Annotated in this window: 14 protein-coding genes, 1 tRNA gene and 1 pseudogene; 6 read left to right on the top strand and 10 right to left on the bottom strand. The window is 70.3% G+C overall.

Features of this window, described 5'->3' with window-relative positions:
• Positions 1 to 27: 27 nt before the first annotated feature.
• Positions 28 to 379: pseudogene (locus AOQ53_RS42610) on the bottom strand (RNA 2'-phosphotransferase); the annotation flags it as partial.
• A 128-nt stretch (positions 380 to 507) separates the two neighbouring features.
• Positions 508 to 2,265 carry an SDR family oxidoreductase gene (locus AOQ53_RS02930; protein ID WP_059414707.1) on the bottom strand — a complete coding sequence of 586 codons (1,758 nt, stop codon included), beginning with the start codon at positions 2,263 to 2,265 and terminating at the stop codon, positions 508 to 510.
• A gap of 213 nt (positions 2,266 to 2,478) precedes the next feature.
• Between AOQ53_RS02930 and AOQ53_RS02925 the strand changes: the two genes are divergently transcribed.
• From AOQ53_RS02925 to AOQ53_RS44045, 6 genes are all read left to right on the top strand, one after another.
• Complete coding sequence (locus AOQ53_RS02925) at positions 2,479 to 3,447, top strand: ABC transporter ATP-binding protein (protein ID WP_059414705.1); 969 nt, start codon at positions 2,479 to 2,481, stop codon at positions 3,445 to 3,447.
• Positions 3,437 to 4,354 (top strand): hypothetical protein, encoded by a 918-nt coding sequence (locus tag AOQ53_RS02920; RefSeq protein ID WP_059414703.1) that lies wholly within the window; start codon positions 3,437 to 3,439, stop codon positions 4,352 to 4,354. Before AOQ53_RS02925 ends, AOQ53_RS02920 begins: the two co-directional genes overlap by 11 nt.
• The gene (locus AOQ53_RS02915; protein WP_059414701.1) at positions 4,351 to 5,262 is read left to right on the top strand and encodes an ABC transporter ATP-binding protein; all 912 of its coding nucleotides are present in this window, start codon (positions 4,351 to 4,353) and stop codon (positions 5,260 to 5,262) included. Before AOQ53_RS02920 ends, AOQ53_RS02915 begins: the two co-directional genes overlap by 4 nt.
• A gap of 9 nt (positions 5,263 to 5,271) precedes the next feature.
• Positions 5,272 to 5,991, top strand: coding sequence for an ABC transporter permease subunit (locus tag AOQ53_RS02910; protein ID WP_059414699.1), 720 nt, complete (start codon positions 5,272 to 5,274; stop codon positions 5,989 to 5,991).
• A gap of 100 nt (positions 5,992 to 6,091) precedes the next feature.
• Positions 6,092 to 6,373, top strand: coding sequence for an SGM_3592 family protein (locus AOQ53_RS02905; protein WP_078945118.1), 282 nt, complete (start codon positions 6,092 to 6,094; stop codon positions 6,371 to 6,373).
• Positions 6,374 to 6,642: 269 nt separating this feature from the next.
• Positions 6,643 to 6,746 (top strand) — tRNA-OTHER (locus AOQ53_RS44045).
• 37 nt (positions 6,747 to 6,783) lie between these two features.
• On the opposite strand, the gene AOQ53_RS02900 is transcribed toward AOQ53_RS44045, so the two are convergent.
• From AOQ53_RS02900 to AOQ53_RS02865, 8 genes are all read right to left on the bottom strand, one after another.
• Positions 6,784 to 7,590, bottom strand: a complete 807-nt coding sequence (locus AOQ53_RS02900; protein ID WP_059414697.1) for an HAD family hydrolase — start codon at positions 7,588 to 7,590, stop codon at positions 6,784 to 6,786.
• The gene (gene serS / locus AOQ53_RS02895) at positions 7,587 to 8,864 is read right to left on the bottom strand and encodes a serine--tRNA ligase (RefSeq protein WP_059414695.1); all 1,278 of its coding nucleotides are present in this window, start codon (positions 8,862 to 8,864) and stop codon (positions 7,587 to 7,589) included. Before serS ends, AOQ53_RS02900 begins: the two co-directional genes overlap by 4 nt.
• Positions 8,865 to 9,406: 542 nt before the next feature.
• Positions 9,407 to 10,339, bottom strand: coding sequence for a prephenate dehydratase (gene pheA, locus AOQ53_RS02890; RefSeq protein WP_059414693.1), 933 nt, complete (start codon positions 10,337 to 10,339; stop codon positions 9,407 to 9,409).
• 61 nt (positions 10,340 to 10,400) lie between these two features.
• Entirely contained in the window at positions 10,401 to 11,690 is a 1,290-nt protein-coding gene (gene efeB / locus AOQ53_RS02885) for an iron uptake transporter deferrochelatase/peroxidase subunit (protein ID WP_059414692.1), read from the bottom strand.
• Positions 11,691 to 11,696: 6 nt separating this feature from the next.
• A complete protein-coding gene (locus tag AOQ53_RS02880; protein ID WP_059414690.1) occupies positions 11,697 to 13,673 on the bottom strand; it encodes a copper resistance CopC/CopD family protein in 1,977 nt (658 codons plus the stop codon).
• Positions 13,674 to 13,686: 13 nt separating this feature from the next.
• Positions 13,687 to 14,169, bottom strand: a complete 483-nt coding sequence (locus tag AOQ53_RS02875) for a copper chaperone PCu(A)C (protein ID WP_059414688.1) — start codon at positions 14,167 to 14,169, stop codon at positions 13,687 to 13,689.
• Positions 14,166 to 14,819: an SCO family protein gene (locus AOQ53_RS02870; protein ID WP_059414687.1), complete on the bottom strand. Its 654-nt coding sequence runs from the start codon at positions 14,817 to 14,819 to the stop codon at positions 14,166 to 14,168. Before AOQ53_RS02870 ends, AOQ53_RS02875 begins: the two co-directional genes overlap by 4 nt.
• A gap of 92 nt (positions 14,820 to 14,911) precedes the next feature.
• Positions 14,912 to 15,652 (bottom strand): YcnI family copper-binding membrane protein, encoded by a 741-nt coding sequence (locus tag AOQ53_RS02865; protein WP_059414685.1) that lies wholly within the window; start codon positions 15,650 to 15,652, stop codon positions 14,912 to 14,914.
• Positions 15,653 to 15,658: the final 6 nt, after the last annotated feature.

Genomic DNA, 15,658 nt, shown 5'->3' with positions numbered 1-15,658 from the left:
AAGGGAGCGCTGCGGGTGACCCGTGTTTCACGTGAAACAGTCACCGTGAGCGGCTCGTCCCGCACAGCACCTCAGCGAGGCCCGGGAAGGCGCAGATAGTACAGCCTGGGTCAGGCACACACCGTTCGCGACTCACATGGAAGACATGGCCGTCACAGTGCGTGGCGGCCGCGACCACGGTCAGCACGACAGGCCTGCCACGGCAGGCGCCGACGTGGGTCGCCGCCTCCCGGTCGGGTGAGAGATGCACGGCATGTCGGTTCATCGGCGTGAGCCCCTCGGCCCGGATCGGGTCCAGGTCGCGGGCGACGGTGCCGTGGTAGAGGTACGCGGACGGGGCCGCCGTCGGCAGCTCGAGGTCGACCTCGAGCTGCGGCCCTGGCCGAAGAGACCTGAATCACGCGATCGAGTTTCCCTCTGGAGGTTTGATCCACAGCCAAGTGGTGTTATCCACAGCGGAATTGGCGATTCTGTGGACAACTGGCCTTCCTATCAAGTGCCTTGGGGTCACATCGGCGGCTTCACTCGCGCGATCCCTCGCAGTACCCCCGGCGCCAACCGCGACAGCCAGCGCGCGCCCCGCGCCTCCGGCGTGACCGGGACCACCGCGTCATTGCGTTCCACCGCCCGCAGGATCGCGGCGGCGACCTTCTCCGGCGGGTAGTTCCGCAGCCCGTACAGGCGGGCGGCGCGCTGCTGGAGCCGTTTCTCCTCGTCGGCGTCGACCCCGGCGAAGTGCGCTGTGGACGTGATGGCGGTGTTGACGAAGCCGGGGCAGACCGCCGTCACACCGATCCCCTGCCCGGCGAGTTCCGCACGCAGACACTCACTGAGCATCAGCACGGCCGCCTTGGATGTGCTGTACGCGGGCAGCGCCCGGGACGGCTGGTACGCCGCCGCCGAGGCCACGTTCACGATGTGGCCGCCCTGCCCGCGCTCGGCCATCCGTCGGCCGAAGAGCCGGCAGCCGTGAATCACACCCCACAGGTTGACGTCGAGGACCTTCTTCCAGTCCTCCGGCGTGGTGTCGAAGAAGGAACCGGACAGTCCGATCCCGGCGTTGTTCACCAGGACGTCCACCATCCCGTACTGGGTGGTGACCTTCTCGGCGAGTTTCTCCATGGCCTGCTCGTCGGAGACGTCGACCGTCTCCGCCCAGGCCTCGGGAGCGCCCGCCAGGCGGGACGACTCGGCGGTGCGGGCCGCCGCCTCCGCGTTCCGGTCGACGGCCACCACGCGCGCGCCGGCCCCGGCGAACGCCAGCGCCGTCGCCCGCCCGATGCCACTGCCCGCCCCTGTGACCAGCACGAGCTGCCCGCCGAACCGCTCGGCGTGCCTGCCGCTCGCCACCACCGGGGACCGGCCGCTCTCGCTGGATGTCACGAACTCCTCGATCCATGAAGCCAGCTGATCCGGACGGGTCCGTGGGAGCCAGTGCCCCGCCTGAACGGTCCTGCGGGTCAGCTGCGGAACCCACTGCTCCAGTCCGTCGTGGAGCCGCTCCGACAGGAACCGGTCCTCCAGGGGCGTCACGATCTGCACGGGCGCGTGGGCGTACGCGTCCGTGCGCGGCCTGCGCAGCCGGGGCCGTACATTGTCCCGGTACAGCCAGGCCCCGTGTGCCGCGTCCGACGGCAGGGACGAGGTCGGGTAGTCACCCCGGGGCACCTTCTCGACGCGCTCCAGCACCCGGGGCCAGCGCTTGCCGAGCGGGCCGCGCCAGGCCAGCTCGGGCAGCACGGGCGTCTGTAGCAGGTACACGTACCAGGACCTGGCGCCCTGCCCGAGGAGCTGGCCGACCCGGCGCGGGGTGGGCCGCTTCACACGGTTGTTGATCCAGTGGCCGAAGTGGTCCAGGGACGGCCCGGACATGGAGGTGAAGGAGGCGATGCGGCCCTCGGTGCGCCGGACGGTGGTGAATTCCCAGGCCTGCACCGAGCCCCAGTCGTGCCCGACCAGATGCACCGGCCGGTCCGGGCTGACCGCGTCCGCGACGGCCAGGAAGTCGTCCGTCAGCTTCTCCAGCGTGAACCCGCCCCGCAGCGGCCGCGGTGCCGCAGATCGCCCGTGTCCGCGGACGTCGTACGCCACCACGTGGAAGCGCCCGGCGAGACGCGCGGCGACCTCGGACCACACCTCTTTGCTGTCGGGGTAGCCGTGCACCAGGACGACCGTCGGCCGCTCCGGATCACCCAGCTCGGCCACGCACAGCTCGACTTCGCCGGTCCGCACCCAGCGCTCCCGCGCGCCCGTGAGCAACGTCATCCGGCGAATCTGGCAGTTGTTAGAGTTGTCGTCAATAGGGTGCCTCGGCGTGGTCACCGGAGTCCTCCCGGCGTCGTCCCCAGCGCGCTCCCGGCCGTGGTAACTCCCAAGAACCAGGTCCCCTAAGGGCCCGTACTACTCCAGGCTGACCTTAAGACAGCTCTGCGGAGTGACGACCGCCACGATCGCGGCCCCTACCGTCGAAGCGTGACTGTGATCGCGACCGAAAGCCTGAGCAAGCGGTTCCCCAGGGTGACCGCGCTTGACCGGCTCTCCGTGGACGTCGGGCCCGGTGTGACCGGGCTCGTCGGAGCCAACGGAGCCGGCAAGTCCACACTGATCAAGATCCTGCTGGGTCTGTCCCCCGCCACCGAGGGCCGCGCCGAAGTGCTCGGCCTCGACGTCGCCACCAAGGGCGCCGACATCCGCGAGCGGGTCGGCTACATGCCCGAGCACGACTGTCTGCCACCGGACGTATCGGCCACCGAGTTCGTCGTCCACATGGCGCGCATGTCCGGCCTGCCGCCCACCGCCGCGCGCGAGCGCACCGCCGACACTCTGCGCCACGTCGGCCTGTACGAGGAGCGCTACCGCCCCATCGGCGGCTACTCGACCGGTATGAAGCAGCGCGTGAAGCTCGCCCAGGCCCTCGTCCACGACCCGCAGCTGGTCTTCCTCGACGAGCCGACCAACGGCCTCGACCCGGTCGGCCGCGACGAGATGCTCGGCCTGATCCGCCGGATCCACACCGACTTCGGCATCTCGGTCCTGGTCACCTCGCACCTGCTGGGCGAACTGGAACGCACCTGCGACCACGTCGTCGTCATCGACGGCGGCAAGCTCCTGCGCTCCAGCTCCACCACGGACTTCACCCAGACCACGACAACCCTCGCGATCGAGGTCACCGACACCGACGAGCACCCGGACGGCACCCGCGCGATGCGCGAAGCGCTGCACGCGCGCGGGGTGAGCGTCGAGGACGGCAGCGGCCTGCCGGGCGCCGGACACATCCTGCTGCTCACCGCCCAGGGCGAGGAGACGTACGACCTGGTCCGGGACGTGATCGCGGACCTCGGACTCGGCCTGGTGCGCATGGAGCAGCGCCGGCACCACATCTCCGAGGTCTTCACGACCAGCGACCAGCACGAGCAGCGGAAGGAGGCGGTCGGCCATGGCGGTTGAGCACTCCACGGGGACACCCGCCCCGGCACCGGGTGACCAGACCCGCATCCACAACATCGGCTACCGCAGCTACGACGGCCCCCGGCTGGGCCGCGCCTACGCCCGCCGCTCCCTGTACTCGCAGTCCCTGCGCGGCTCCTACGGCCTCGGCCGCTCGGTCAAGTCCAAAGTGCTGCCGATGCTGCTGTTCGTGGTGATGTGCGTGCCCGCGGCCATCATGGTCGCCGTCGCGGTCGCCACCAAGGCCAACGCCCTGCCCGTGGACTACACGCGCTACGCGATCGTCATGCAGGCGGTCATCAGCCTGTACGTCGCCTCGCAGGCGCCCCAGTCCGTCTCGCGCGACCTGCGCTTCAAGACCGTGCCGCTGTACTTCTCGCGGCCGATCGAGACCGCCGACTACGTCCGCGCCAAGTTCGCGGCGCTGGCCTCGGCGCTGTTCATCCTCACCGCCGGTCCCCTGCTCGTGCTCTACGTGGGCGCGCTGCTGGCCAAGCTCGACTTCGCCGACCAGACCAAGGGATTCGCACAAGGACTGGTCTCCGTGGCACTGCTCTCACTGCTGTTCGCCGGCATCGGCCTGGTCATCGCGTCCTTCACCCCGCGCCGCGGCTTCGGCATCGCGGCCGTGATCGCCGTGCTGACCATCACCTACGGCGCGGTCTCCACCCTCCAGGCCATCGCCGACGCCCAGGGCAGCAGCGACGCCGTGCCGTGGATCGGGCTGTTCTCGCCGATCACGCTCATCGACGGCGTGCAGTCCGCGTTCCTGGGCGCGACCTCCGCCTTCCCCGGCGGGGTGGGCCCGAGCAACGCGGAGGGCGTCGTCTACGTCCTCCTCGCCCTGGGCCTGATCGCGGCGAGCTACGGCCTCCTGATGCGCCGCTACAAGAAGGTGGGACTGTGACCACGCTCTCCATCGACCACGTCTCCCGCTGGTTCGGCAACGTGGTCGCCGTCAATGACATCACCATGACCGTCGGCCCCGGCGTCACCGGCCTGCTCGGCCCCAACGGTGCCGGAAAGTCCACCCTCATCAACATGATGGGCGGCTTCCTGGCCCCCTCCACCGGCACGGTCACCCTCGACGGCCGGCCGGTGTGGCGCAACGAGCAGATCTACCAGCACATCGGCGTCGTCCCCGAACGGGAGGCGATGTACGACTTCCTCACCGGGCAGGAGTTCGTCCTCGCCAACGCCGAGCTGCACGGCCTGGGCGCCAAGGCGGCCCAGAAGGCGCTCGCCACGGTCGAGATGGAGTACGCGCAGGACCGTAAGATCCAGACGTACTCCAAGGGCATGCGCCAGCGCGTGAAGATGGCCTCCGCCCTGGTCCACGACCCGTCCCTGCTCCTGCTGGACGAGCCCTTCAACGGCATGGACCCGCGCCAGCGCATGCAGCTCATGGACCTGCTGCGGCGCATGGGCGACGAGGGCCGCACGGTGCTGTTCTCGTCCCACATCCTCGAAGAGGTCGAGCAACTCGCCTGGCACATCGAGGTCGTCGTCGCCGGCCGGCACGCCGCCAGCGGCGACTTCCGCAAGATCCGACGCCTGATGACCGACCGGCCGCACCGCTACCTGGTGCGTTCCAGCGACGACCGCGCCCTCGCGGCCGCGCTGATCGCCGACCCGTCGACGTCCGGCATCGAGGTCGACCTCGCCGAGGGCGCGCTGCGCATCCAGGCCGTCGACTTCGGCCGCTTCACGGCTCTGCTGCCGCGGGTGGCCAGGGACCACGGCATCCGGCTGCTCACGGTCTCGCCGTCCGACGAGTCCCTCGAGTCCGTCTTCTCGTACCTCGTCGCGGCGTAGGAGGCCCTGATGTACGACCCCACAGTCGCCCGGCTCACCTACCGGGCCCTGCTCGGCCGGCGCCGGGCCCTCATCCTCGGAGCCCTGCCGCTGCTGCTCATCGCCATCTCGGTGGTGGTGCGCTTCCTCGCCGGGGCGGACGACCAGACGGCGGCGAATCTGCTCGGCGGCCTCGCCCTCGCCACGATGGTGCCGATCATCGGCGTCATCGCCGGGACCGGCGCGATCGGGCCGGAGATCGACGACGGCTCGGTGGTGTACCTGCTGTCCAAGCCGATCAAACGGCCGACGATCATCTTCACCAAGCTGATCGTCGCGATCGCCGTGACGATGGTGTTCTCCGCGGTGCCGACGCTCATCGCGGGCTTCATCCTGAACGGCAACGGCCAGCAGATCGCCGTGGCCTACACGGTGGCGGCACTCGTCGCGTCCATCGCCTACGCGGCCCTGTTCCTGCTGCTCGGCACGGTCTCCCGGCACGCGGTGGTGTTCGGGCTCGTCTACGCGCTGGTCTGGGAGGCCCTGTTCGGCTCCCTGGTGCCGGGCGCGCGCACGCTGAGCGTCCAGCAGTGGGCGCTGGCCGTGGCCCAGAAGGTGTCCGGCGCCGACATGGTGACCTCGGACGTCGGCCTCACCACGGCGATGGTCCTGTTGGTGGCCGTCACGGCTCTGGCCACCTGGTACGCCGGTCAGAAGCTGCGTTCGCTGACACTCGCCGGCGAGGAGTGACGTGCCCCGGCCTTGACGGGGGCTTCACCTCTGTCAGGGCACACTGGGCAAACAGGGTGTAGTGAAAGCACGGGAGTTGGACGGCTGGGAGGGGACGGGGATGGCGGGCGAGAGGGCTCAGTACGACGACCACAGGCAGTCTGCGTCCGGGTCCGGGGACGTGTCCGGATCCGGGGACGACGCCCGGGACGACCTCGACGGCGTCGTCCTGGACGAGGACTTCATACGCTCCGCCGAAACCTCCGAGCCGTCCGCCCGCGCCCGGATGCTCGCCGAGCGCTGGCGCCGCGAGGAGCCCGAGCCACAGCCCTGGCGCTCCGACGAGCCACCTGCGGGCTGGTTCTTCAGCAAGGCCCGCAGGCGCAGGTGGCGCCGGCGCTAGCCGGTCCGGCCGCCGATTTATTCAGTGGCGCCCAATTCGTCCGGCGGGGCAGAGTAGTTGTCGTCCCTGCCGGGCGAGAAGTCCGGCGCCACTTCTGGGAGAGGAGCCGGACGATGTCCATGCACGGCAGTACGTCCAGCTCCCTTCAGGGCAGCCCGCGGCGGGCTCCGGAGTAGTCGCTACCTCTCCGTAGAACCCGCCCCGTAAGGGGAGCTGTCCGGGGCGGCCGCTTCGAGCACGCGAATCGCACTCGCGTGGGCCGCCCACCCGGAGGATTGGCCGAGTGGTAAGGCACTGGCTCGCGCTGTGTTCGATCAAAAGCGAGTCATGGTCGGGCTGGAAGCCCGCGCACGTTCGATCCGTGCATCCTCCGCCGAGCACCGCCGGGCACTGAGCGACAGGCCCGAGGTTCAGCCCAGCAACCGCTCCAGCACCACCGCGATCCCGTCCTCCTCGTTCGAGGACGTCACTTCGTCGGCCACCGCCTTCAGCTCCTCGTGGGCGTCCGCCATCGCGACACCGTAGGAGGCCCAGGCGAACATCGGTATGTCGTTGGGCATGTCGCCGAAGGCGATCGTGTCGGCCGCCTTCACCTTGAGCCGACGGGCCGCCAGGGACAGGCCGGTCGCCTTGGACAGGCCCAGGGGCAGGAGTTCGACGATGCCCTTGCCCGCCATGACGACGGTGACGAAACCGCCGGCGGTGCGCGTGGCCACCTCGCACAGCTCGTCGTCCGACAGCGTGGGGTGCTGGATGTACAGCTTGTTCAGGGGGGCAGCCCACACGTCCGACGCGTCCGTGAACGGCGTCGCGGGCAGGTTGCCGTGGACCGCGTAGCCGGGGCCCACCAGCACCTCGCCGTCCAGGCCGTCGCGGCTCGCCGCCAGATACAGCGGGCCGACCTCCGCCTCGATCTTGGCCAGCGCCACCCCGGCCAGCTGCCGGTCCAGCGTCACCGACGTCAGCAGCCGGTGGGCGCCGGCGTCGTACACCTGCGCGCCCTGGCCGCAGACGGCCAGCCCCTGGTAGCCGAGGTCGTCGAGGATGTGCCGGGTCCACGGGGCCGCGCGGCCGGTGACGACGATGTGCGCGGCGCCCGCCGCGGTGGCCGCGGCGAGCGCGTCACGGGTGCGGGACGACACCGACTCGTCGGAACGCAGCAGCGTCCCGTCGAGGTCGGTCGCGATGAGCTGGTACGGGAAACCGGCGGTGGTCACTTGGCCACCGGCTCCAGGACCTCCCGGCCGCCCAGGTACGGACGCAGCACCTCGGGCACCCGCACCGAACCGTCGGCCTGCTGGTGGTTCTCCAGGATCGCCACGATCGTGCGCGGCACGGCGCACAGCGTGCCGTTGAGCGTGGCCAGCGGGCGGACCTGCTTGCCCTCACGGACGCGGATCGACAGGCGGCGGGACTGGAACTCGGTGCAGTCCGAGGTCGAGGTCAGCTCGCGGTACTTGCCCTGGGTCGGGATCCACGCCTCGCAGTCGAACTTGCGGGACGCCGAGGCGCCCAGGTCGGCGCTCGCCACGTCGATCACGCGGTACGGCAGCTCCAGCGAGGTCAGCCACTGCTTCTCCCACTCCAGCAGCCGCTGGTGCTCGGCCTGCGAGTCCTCCGGAGCGACGTAGGAGAACATCTCGACCTTGTCGAACTGGTGCACGCGGAAGATGCCCCGGGTGTCCTTGCCGTGCGAGCCGGCCTCGCGGCGGAAGCAGGGCGAGAAGCCCGCGTAGCGCAGAGGCAGCTTCTCGGCGTCGAGGATTTCGTCCATGTGGTACGCCGCGAGCGGCACCTCGGACGTGCCGACCAGGTAGAGGTCGTCGTCGGCGAGGTGGTAGACGTCCTGGGCGGCCTGGCCGAGGAAGCCCGTGCCCGCCATGGACTGGGGGCGGACCAGGGCCGGGGTCAGCATCGGCGTGAATCCGGCCGCGGTGGCCTGGGCCATCGCCGCGTTCACCAGGGCGAGCTCCAGCAGGGCGCCCACGCCCGTCAGGAAGTAGAAGCGCGAACCGGAGACCTTGGCACCCCGCTCGACGTCGATCGCGCCGAGGATCTGGCCGAGTGCCAGGTGGTCCTTGGGCTCGAAGCCCTCGGCGGCGAAGTCGCGGATCGTGCCGTGCGTCTCCAGCGTGACGAAGTCCTCCTCGCCGCCCACGGGCACGTCCGGGTGGACGAGATTGCCGAGCCTGAGGAGCAGCTCCTGGGTCTCGGTGGCGGCCCCGTCGCGGTCCGCGTCGGCGGCCTTGACGTCGGCGGCGAGCTGGCCCGCCTTCTTCAGCAGCTCGGCCTTCTCGTCTCCGGAGGCCTTGGGGATGAGCTTGCCGAGCGCCTTCTGCTCGGCGCGCAGCTCGTCGAAGCGGACGCCGGACGACCTGCGCCGCTCGTCGGCGGACAGGAGGGAGTCGACGAGCGCGACGTCCTCTCCACGGGCGCGCTGCGACGCGCGCACACGGTCGGGGTCCTCACGGAGCAGGCGAAGGTCAATCACGTGCTCAAGGCTACCGGTGTGGGATGACCGCCCACGACTCACTATTGCGGCTGTGGCTTACGTACCGTTATGGGGGAATTGCGCGGAGTGTCAATAAACCGACCACCTCTCCCCGGAACGAGGCATCCGCAGGGCGCTGTATTGACTCGAATCCCTTGCGGGGAGGGGGACTTGGGGCTCGGTTGTCCACAGGGGTTCACACTCGCCGAAGAGTTATCCACAGGCTGTGTGGAAGATCTGTGGACTCCGGAATTGATCACTCCGGAAGGCCCGTCCGCGCCGAAGAATTCCCGATACAAACCTGCTCTACCCTCACTTTCGAGTGGAAATAGGTCACTCCAAAGAGTTACGCAAGGGAAAACGGTGGACGAAGGGTGACCTGCCCGCCGATGGACACATCAGGGGCCTGTAGGGCGATTTGTCGACGGACTCATGCTTCGTTGTCGACTTGTCCCCAGGTCGAGAAGCGGACCTGTGGATAACTTCTGTGGATAACGACAATCACCAGGTACGACCAGCCTGAAGCCCGCCGGGAACCGGTTCTAGAACCGGCCGTCCTGGCACCGCGCCACCCAGTCCGCCGCCGCCACGAACTCGTCGTCCGACGTACCCAGCCGCGGCGGCTGGACTTCCACCGGCTGCATGTCCGCGCGCGGGTAGGAACCGAGGTAGCGCACCTGGAGGCAGATCCGCTTGAGGCCCATCAGGGCCTCGGCCACCCGGCGGTCGGAGATATGGCCCTCGGCGTCGACGCAGAAGCAGTAGTTGCCGATGCCCGCGCCGGTGGGCCGGGACTGGAGCAGCATCAGGTTGATGCCGCGGGTGGCGAACTCGCCCAGCAGGTCGCGCAGGCCGCCGGGGTGGTCGTCGCGCTGCCACAGCACGACGGAGGTCTTGTCCGCGCCGGTCGGCGCGGCGGGCCGGGCGGGCCGGCCCACCAGCACGAACCGCGTCTGGGCGTTCTCCGCGTCGTGGATCTCGGTCTCCAGGGCTTCGAGGCCGTAGCGGGCGGCCGCGAACTCGCCGGCGAAGGCGGCGTCGTACTGGCCCTCCTGGACCAGCCGGGCGGCGTCCGCGTTCGAGGCGGCCGACTCCCAGTGGGCGTCCGGGAGGTTCTTCTTGAGCCAGTTGCGCACCTGCGGCTGGGCGGCCGGATGGGCGGAGACCGTCTTGATGTCCGACAGCTTCGTGCCCGGGCGGACCAGCAGCGCGAAGGTGATCGACAGCAGCACCTCGCGGTAGATCATCAGCGGCGCGCCGGCGACCAGCTCGTCGAGGGTGGTGGTGATGCCGCCCTCGACGGAGTTCTCGATCGGCACGAACGCGGCCTCGGCCTCGCCGGTTCGTACCGCGTCGAGCGCGGACTGGACGGACACGTACGGGATGAGCTCCCGGGTGGCGGCCTCGGGAAGCGTGCGCAGGGCGACTTCGGTGAAGGTGCCCTCGGGGCCGAGATACGCATAGCTCGCTGGCATGACCTCACCCTAATGGGCTCGCGGAAGCGCTATCCCCCACAACCCGCACAGAGCCCAACCGTCACCCCTCCAGCAACTTCTGTCCCACGTACTCGCCCTCGGCGGCCCCACCGGGCACCGCGAACAGCCCGCTCGACTCGTGCCGGATGAACTGCGACAGGGCGTCGCCGCGGTCGAGCTTGCGCTGCACCGGCACGAAGCCGCGCAGCGGATCGGCCTGCCAGCAGATGAAGAGCAGACCCGCGTCGGGGACCCCGTCGGGGTCGATGCCGTCGTGGAAGGAGAACGGGCGGCGGAGCATCGCGGCGCCGCCGTTCTGGTCGGGCCGCGTGATCCGGGCGTGGGCGTTGATCGGGACGACGAGGTTGCCCTTGGCGTCCGTCTTCTCCAGGTCCATCGCGGTCGTCTCGGTGCCGCCGGACAGCGCCGCCCCGTCGGACTTGCGGCGGCCGATCACGTCTTCCTGCGCCTTGACGGAGAGCTTCTCCCAGTCGTCGAGGAGCATGCGGATCCGGCGTACGACGGCGTAGGAGCCGTTCGCCATCCAGGCCGGTTCGCCCTTCTCCGGCACGAAGATCCGCTGCTCGAAGTCGGCCTCGCTCGGCTTCGGATTGCGGGTGCCGTCGATCTGGCCCATCAGGTTGCGGGCCGTCATGGGGTGGGCGGTGGCGCCCGGCGAGCGGTTGAAGCCGTTCATCTGCCAGCGGACCCGGGCCGCCGAGCCCGCGTCCTTCTGGATCGCGCGCAGGGCGTGGAAGGCCACGAGGGCGTCGTTGGCGCCGATCTGCACCCACAGGTCGCCGTTGCTGCGCTTCTTGTCGATGTGGTCGGAGGAGAACTCGGGCAGCGGGTCCAGGGCGGTCGGCCGCTGCTTCTCCAGGCCGGTTCTGCCGAAGAAGCTGTGGCCGAAGCCGAACGTGATGGTCAGCGACGAGGGGCCGGCGTCGCGGGCCACGTCGGTGTCCTCGTGCGGGCTTGGCTCGCCCGCCATCAGCCGCCGGGCCGTCTCCGACCAGCGGCGCAGCAGGGCGGCGGCTTCCTTGCGGCCGGCGCCCGCCGTCAGGTCGAAGGCGACGAGGTGACCGCGGGCCTGGAGGCCGTCGGTGATGCCGGGCTGATGTTTCCCGTGAAACATCGCCCGGTCGGTGCCGAGCGAGGTGAGGGGAGCGGCGGCCTCGCTGGGTGCGGCGGCGTATCCGACGGCCGCGCCTGCCGTGCCGAGCACGAGCCCGGTGGCACCGGCGGTGCCGAGCAGATGTCGCCGTGAGATGCCCTCGTCGGCCGGGACCGCCTCGGTCTGCGCCGGGGCGGTGCGGGGAGTGCGGGCTTCCGGAATGGACTGGTCAGCCATGGTGGTTCAGCCGATCTGCGCGTTCTTGGAGACGGTCACCTCGTCGATGTCGGAGGTCCGCACGGTCACGTCGACCTTCCAGTCGCCGGCCATGGGGATCTGCACTCCGTTCGCCGACCAGTGTCCGGTTGCGATGTGGTCCGGGACGACGGGCAGCGGCCCGATGTCCTTGGCTTTCAGGGTGAAGTCGACCTTGACCTCGGGGATGTCGAAGGCCCGGCCGTCGGGCCGCTCGACGTAGATGTGCATCTCGTTGCCGCCCACGCGTGCGGGGTCGAGGTCGACGGTGACGATGCCCTTGCCGTTCTCGCCGCCGGTGTCGAAGGGCATGTTCAGGGTCAGGGCCCCGGACGCGCCCGTGTCGGGTGAGGTGGACGCGGAGGACGAGGTGGCGGCCTTGGCGTCCTGCTCCGTGCGTCCCGGCTCGGTCTGCGTGAGGACGGTGGTGACGGCGAGCAGGACGACCGCGATGCCGGCCTCGGCCAGCACGGAGCGGCGCAGGCCGAAGCGGTTCGGGTCGGCGTCCCGCAGCCGCTTCTGCCGGGCGGCGTCCCGGGCGGCCCGCTGCCGGGCGAGCTGCGCGGCCCGCTCGGTGTCGGCGGGCCCGGGATCGGGCTGCTCGCCGGCGTCGGTGTCGGCCTCGGTGCCCGTGTCGGTCCGGTCATCGCCGGTCATGTCGGGTTCCGCGTCACCGGAGGCGTCAGCCCCTGCTCCGACGCGCGCCTTCTCCCGCTCCGCGCAGGCCGGCACCGTCTCGGCCAGCCGTCCCGTCCACCGGCGTGAGATCCACGCGACGCCGACCAGGACGGCCACCAGGGCGATCTTGGCGAGGAGCAGCTGTCCGTAGCGGGTGTCGGTGAAGGCCGACCAGGAGCCGAGCTGGCGCCAGGACTGGTACGTGCCGGTGGCGATCAGTGCGAGGACGCTGCCGAAGGCGACGCGGGAGAAGCGGCGTACGGCCGACGCGTCGACGGGCGCGTCGGCGGGTGCCCGGTACAGGGCGACCAGCAGCGCGCCCAGCCCGCCGAGCCACGCGGCGACGGCGAGCAGATGGACGACATCGACCGGCATGGCGATGCCCGCCTGGAGTCCGACCGAGGCGTGCTCGGACATCGCCCAGCTCGCGGCGAGCCCGGCCGCCACGACGACGCCGCCGATGGCGAGTCCGAAGGTCAGGTCCCGCTTCTCCTGGGGGTCCTCGCGCTTGTCGTAAGCACCGAACAGCACGGCGATGAACAGCGCCGCCGCGGCGAGCAGCAGCAGCCGGGACACCAGGGCCGCGCCGGTCTTGGTCTGGAGCACCTGCCCGAGCAGGGACAGGTCGAAGATGTCGGCGACCTTCCCGGAGCCGGTGAAGGAGCCGCGCAGGAGCAGCAGGGCGAGGGTCGCGGCGGTGAGCGTGAGCCACCCGGAGACGACGAACCGCTGCACGGGCCGCACTCCGGAGCCGCGCGGCCAGCAGGCGAGTACGAAGGCGGCGCCGCCGGCCATCACGATGAACCCGGCGTAGGAGACGTACCGTCCGAAGCCGTACAGCCAGCCGACCACGCCGTCGTCGGTCGCCTGATCGGAGACCGTCACGGATGTCTTGGACGGGGCGCCGATGGAGAAGGTGTAGGCACCGGCGACGGGGTGGCTGTCCGCGGACACCACCTGGTAGGCGACCGTGTAGGTGCCGTCGGGCAGGCCGGAGTGGAGCCGCACGGCGTACGTCGTGCCGCTGACGTTGGACGGCTCGCCCGCGTCGACGCGCTTGCCCTCGGGGTCGAGCACGCGCAGCGAGTCGTCGGACATCGCGACCTGCTCGGAGAAGGTGAGCGAGATCCGGGCCGGGGCCTTGTCGACCACCGCCCCCTGCGCGGGGTCGCTGCCGGTCACCGCGGCGTGTGCGGAGGCCGGAGCGGCGCCGGCGAGGAGTGCACAGGCCGCGGCCAGGAGCAGCAGCACCACGGTCCGGACTCGGGGGGCGATGGTCTGAGTCACAGTGGTCCCTCCCTCAGTGTCCGGTCTTCGGGCGGTAGGTCGCCGCCTTCACCGGCATCTCGACCTCGACCGGGCCGGAGTGGGCGAAGTGGAGCTCGACGGAGACCGTCTGACCTTCCTTCGGCTGGCGCTTCAGCTGCTCGAACATCAGGTGGTTGCCGCCGCTCTTCAGCACGAGTTCGCCGTGGGCGGGGACCTTCAGGCCCTTGACCTCCTGCATGGCTGAACCGACGGTCTCGTGCACGGTGACCTGCCCGGCGACGTCGCTGGTGACCGAGGTCAGTTCGTCGGCGGAACCGCCCTTGTTGGTGATGGTGAAGAAGCCGGCCGCCATCTCGTCGGAGACGGGCTGAGGCATGTACGCGGAGCCCACGGAGAGTTCCGCCTTGCCGCTCCCGGAACCGGAGTCCCCGGATTCCGAGTCCGAGCCGCCGCAGCCCGCCAGGGCCAGTGCTCCGGCTATGACGAGGGCCGCCGGGCCGAGTCGCCGCCTCACGGGTTCTCCCCCTTGGCGATCTTGGGGAGGTCCTTGGTGTAGTCGTCGACGGTGGCGTCCTCGCCGTAGAGCACGTAGCCGCCGTCGGTCTTCGGGGAGAAGGCGATGACCTGGGTGCCGTGCTCGGAGATGATCTTGCCGTTCTTGTCCTTGCGCGGCGGATCGATGGAGATGCCGAGGGTGCGCGCGCCGGCCTGGATGGTCGGGAAGTCGCCGGTGAGGCCGATGAACTGCGGGTCGATTCCCTTGAGCCACTTGCCGAGCTCGGCGGGCTTGTCGCGGTCCGGGTCGGTGGTGACGAACACGACGCGCAGTTCGTCCTGCTCGGCCTTGGGCAGCTGCTTCTTGGCCACGGCGATGTTGCTCATCGTCGACGGGCACACGTCGGGGCAGTGGGTGTAGCCGAAGTAGATCAGCGTGGGCTTGCCCTCGGTCTCCTTGCGGAGGTCGTACTTCTTGCCCTGCGTGTCGGTGAGGACCAGGTCCGGCTTCTCGAACGGCTTGTCGAGGACGGTGGCGGCCTTCTCGGTACCGGCCTGCTCCGACACGACGGCGACAGGCTTGTCGCTGTCGTTGCCGCTGCCGCAGGCGGTGAGAGTCAGGGAGGCCGCGGCGAGCAGAGCGGCCGCGGCGAAGGTCTTGGTGCGCATAGAAAAATGTCCCAGATGTCGGTGATCCGGCGCGCACCGGGTTCCCCGCCCGAGGGCGGGAACCCGGCGCGCGCCGTGCAGCGGAAGCGGCCTCAGGCGTTGGTGCGCCGACGCCCGGCCAGCACGCCGTAGGCGACGCCCGCCGCGCCGACCACGATGCCGACGACGCCCAGGACGCGGGCGGTGGTGTCGGTGCTGTCGGAGGAGGCGCTGTCGGCGGCGGTGTCGGCGGAGGCCTTCTCGGCCGGCTTGGCGTCGGAGGCGCCGTCGCCCGAGGAGGCGTGGTGCCCGTCCTCGGAGGCGGCGGACAGCTCCAGCACCGGGGCCGGGTTGTCGGGCTCCTCCTGGCCCTCCTGAGGCACCTCGATCCAGCGGACGACCTCCTTGTTGGAGTACGTCTGGAGGGCCTTGAAGACCAGCTGGTCGGTGTCCTCGGGCAGTTGACCGATCGAGACCGGGAACTTCTCGAAGTAGCCGGGCTCGATGCCCTTGCCGTCGGCGGTCCAGGTGACCTTGGTGACGGCCTCGGAGATCTTCTCGCCGTGCATCTCCAGCGGCTTGTCCAGCTTGGACTTGGTGACGTCGATCTTCCAGCCGGGCATCGGCTCCGGCATCACCGAGGCCAGCGGGTGGTCGGTGGGGAAGGTTACCTCCAGCTTGGTGGTCGAGGCGTCGTCCCGCTCGTTGGGGACCTTGAAGTCGACGACCGCGTAACCGCCCTTGGCGGCGGCGCCCTCGGGCTGCACGGTGACGTGCGCGAAGGCGGGGGCGGACAGGGCGAGAACGGTGACACCGGCGGCGGCACCGGCCGCGGCGATACGGGAAGCCTTCATGGAAGG

Origin of the sequence: Streptomyces azureus, assembly GCF_001270025.1 — a bacterium.
Classification (GTDB): Bacteria; Actinomycetota; Actinomycetes; order Streptomycetales; family Streptomycetaceae; genus Streptomyces; species Streptomyces azureus.
Note: the sequence above shows the minus strand (reverse complement) of the source record. Positions and strands in the feature narration are given on the sequence as shown.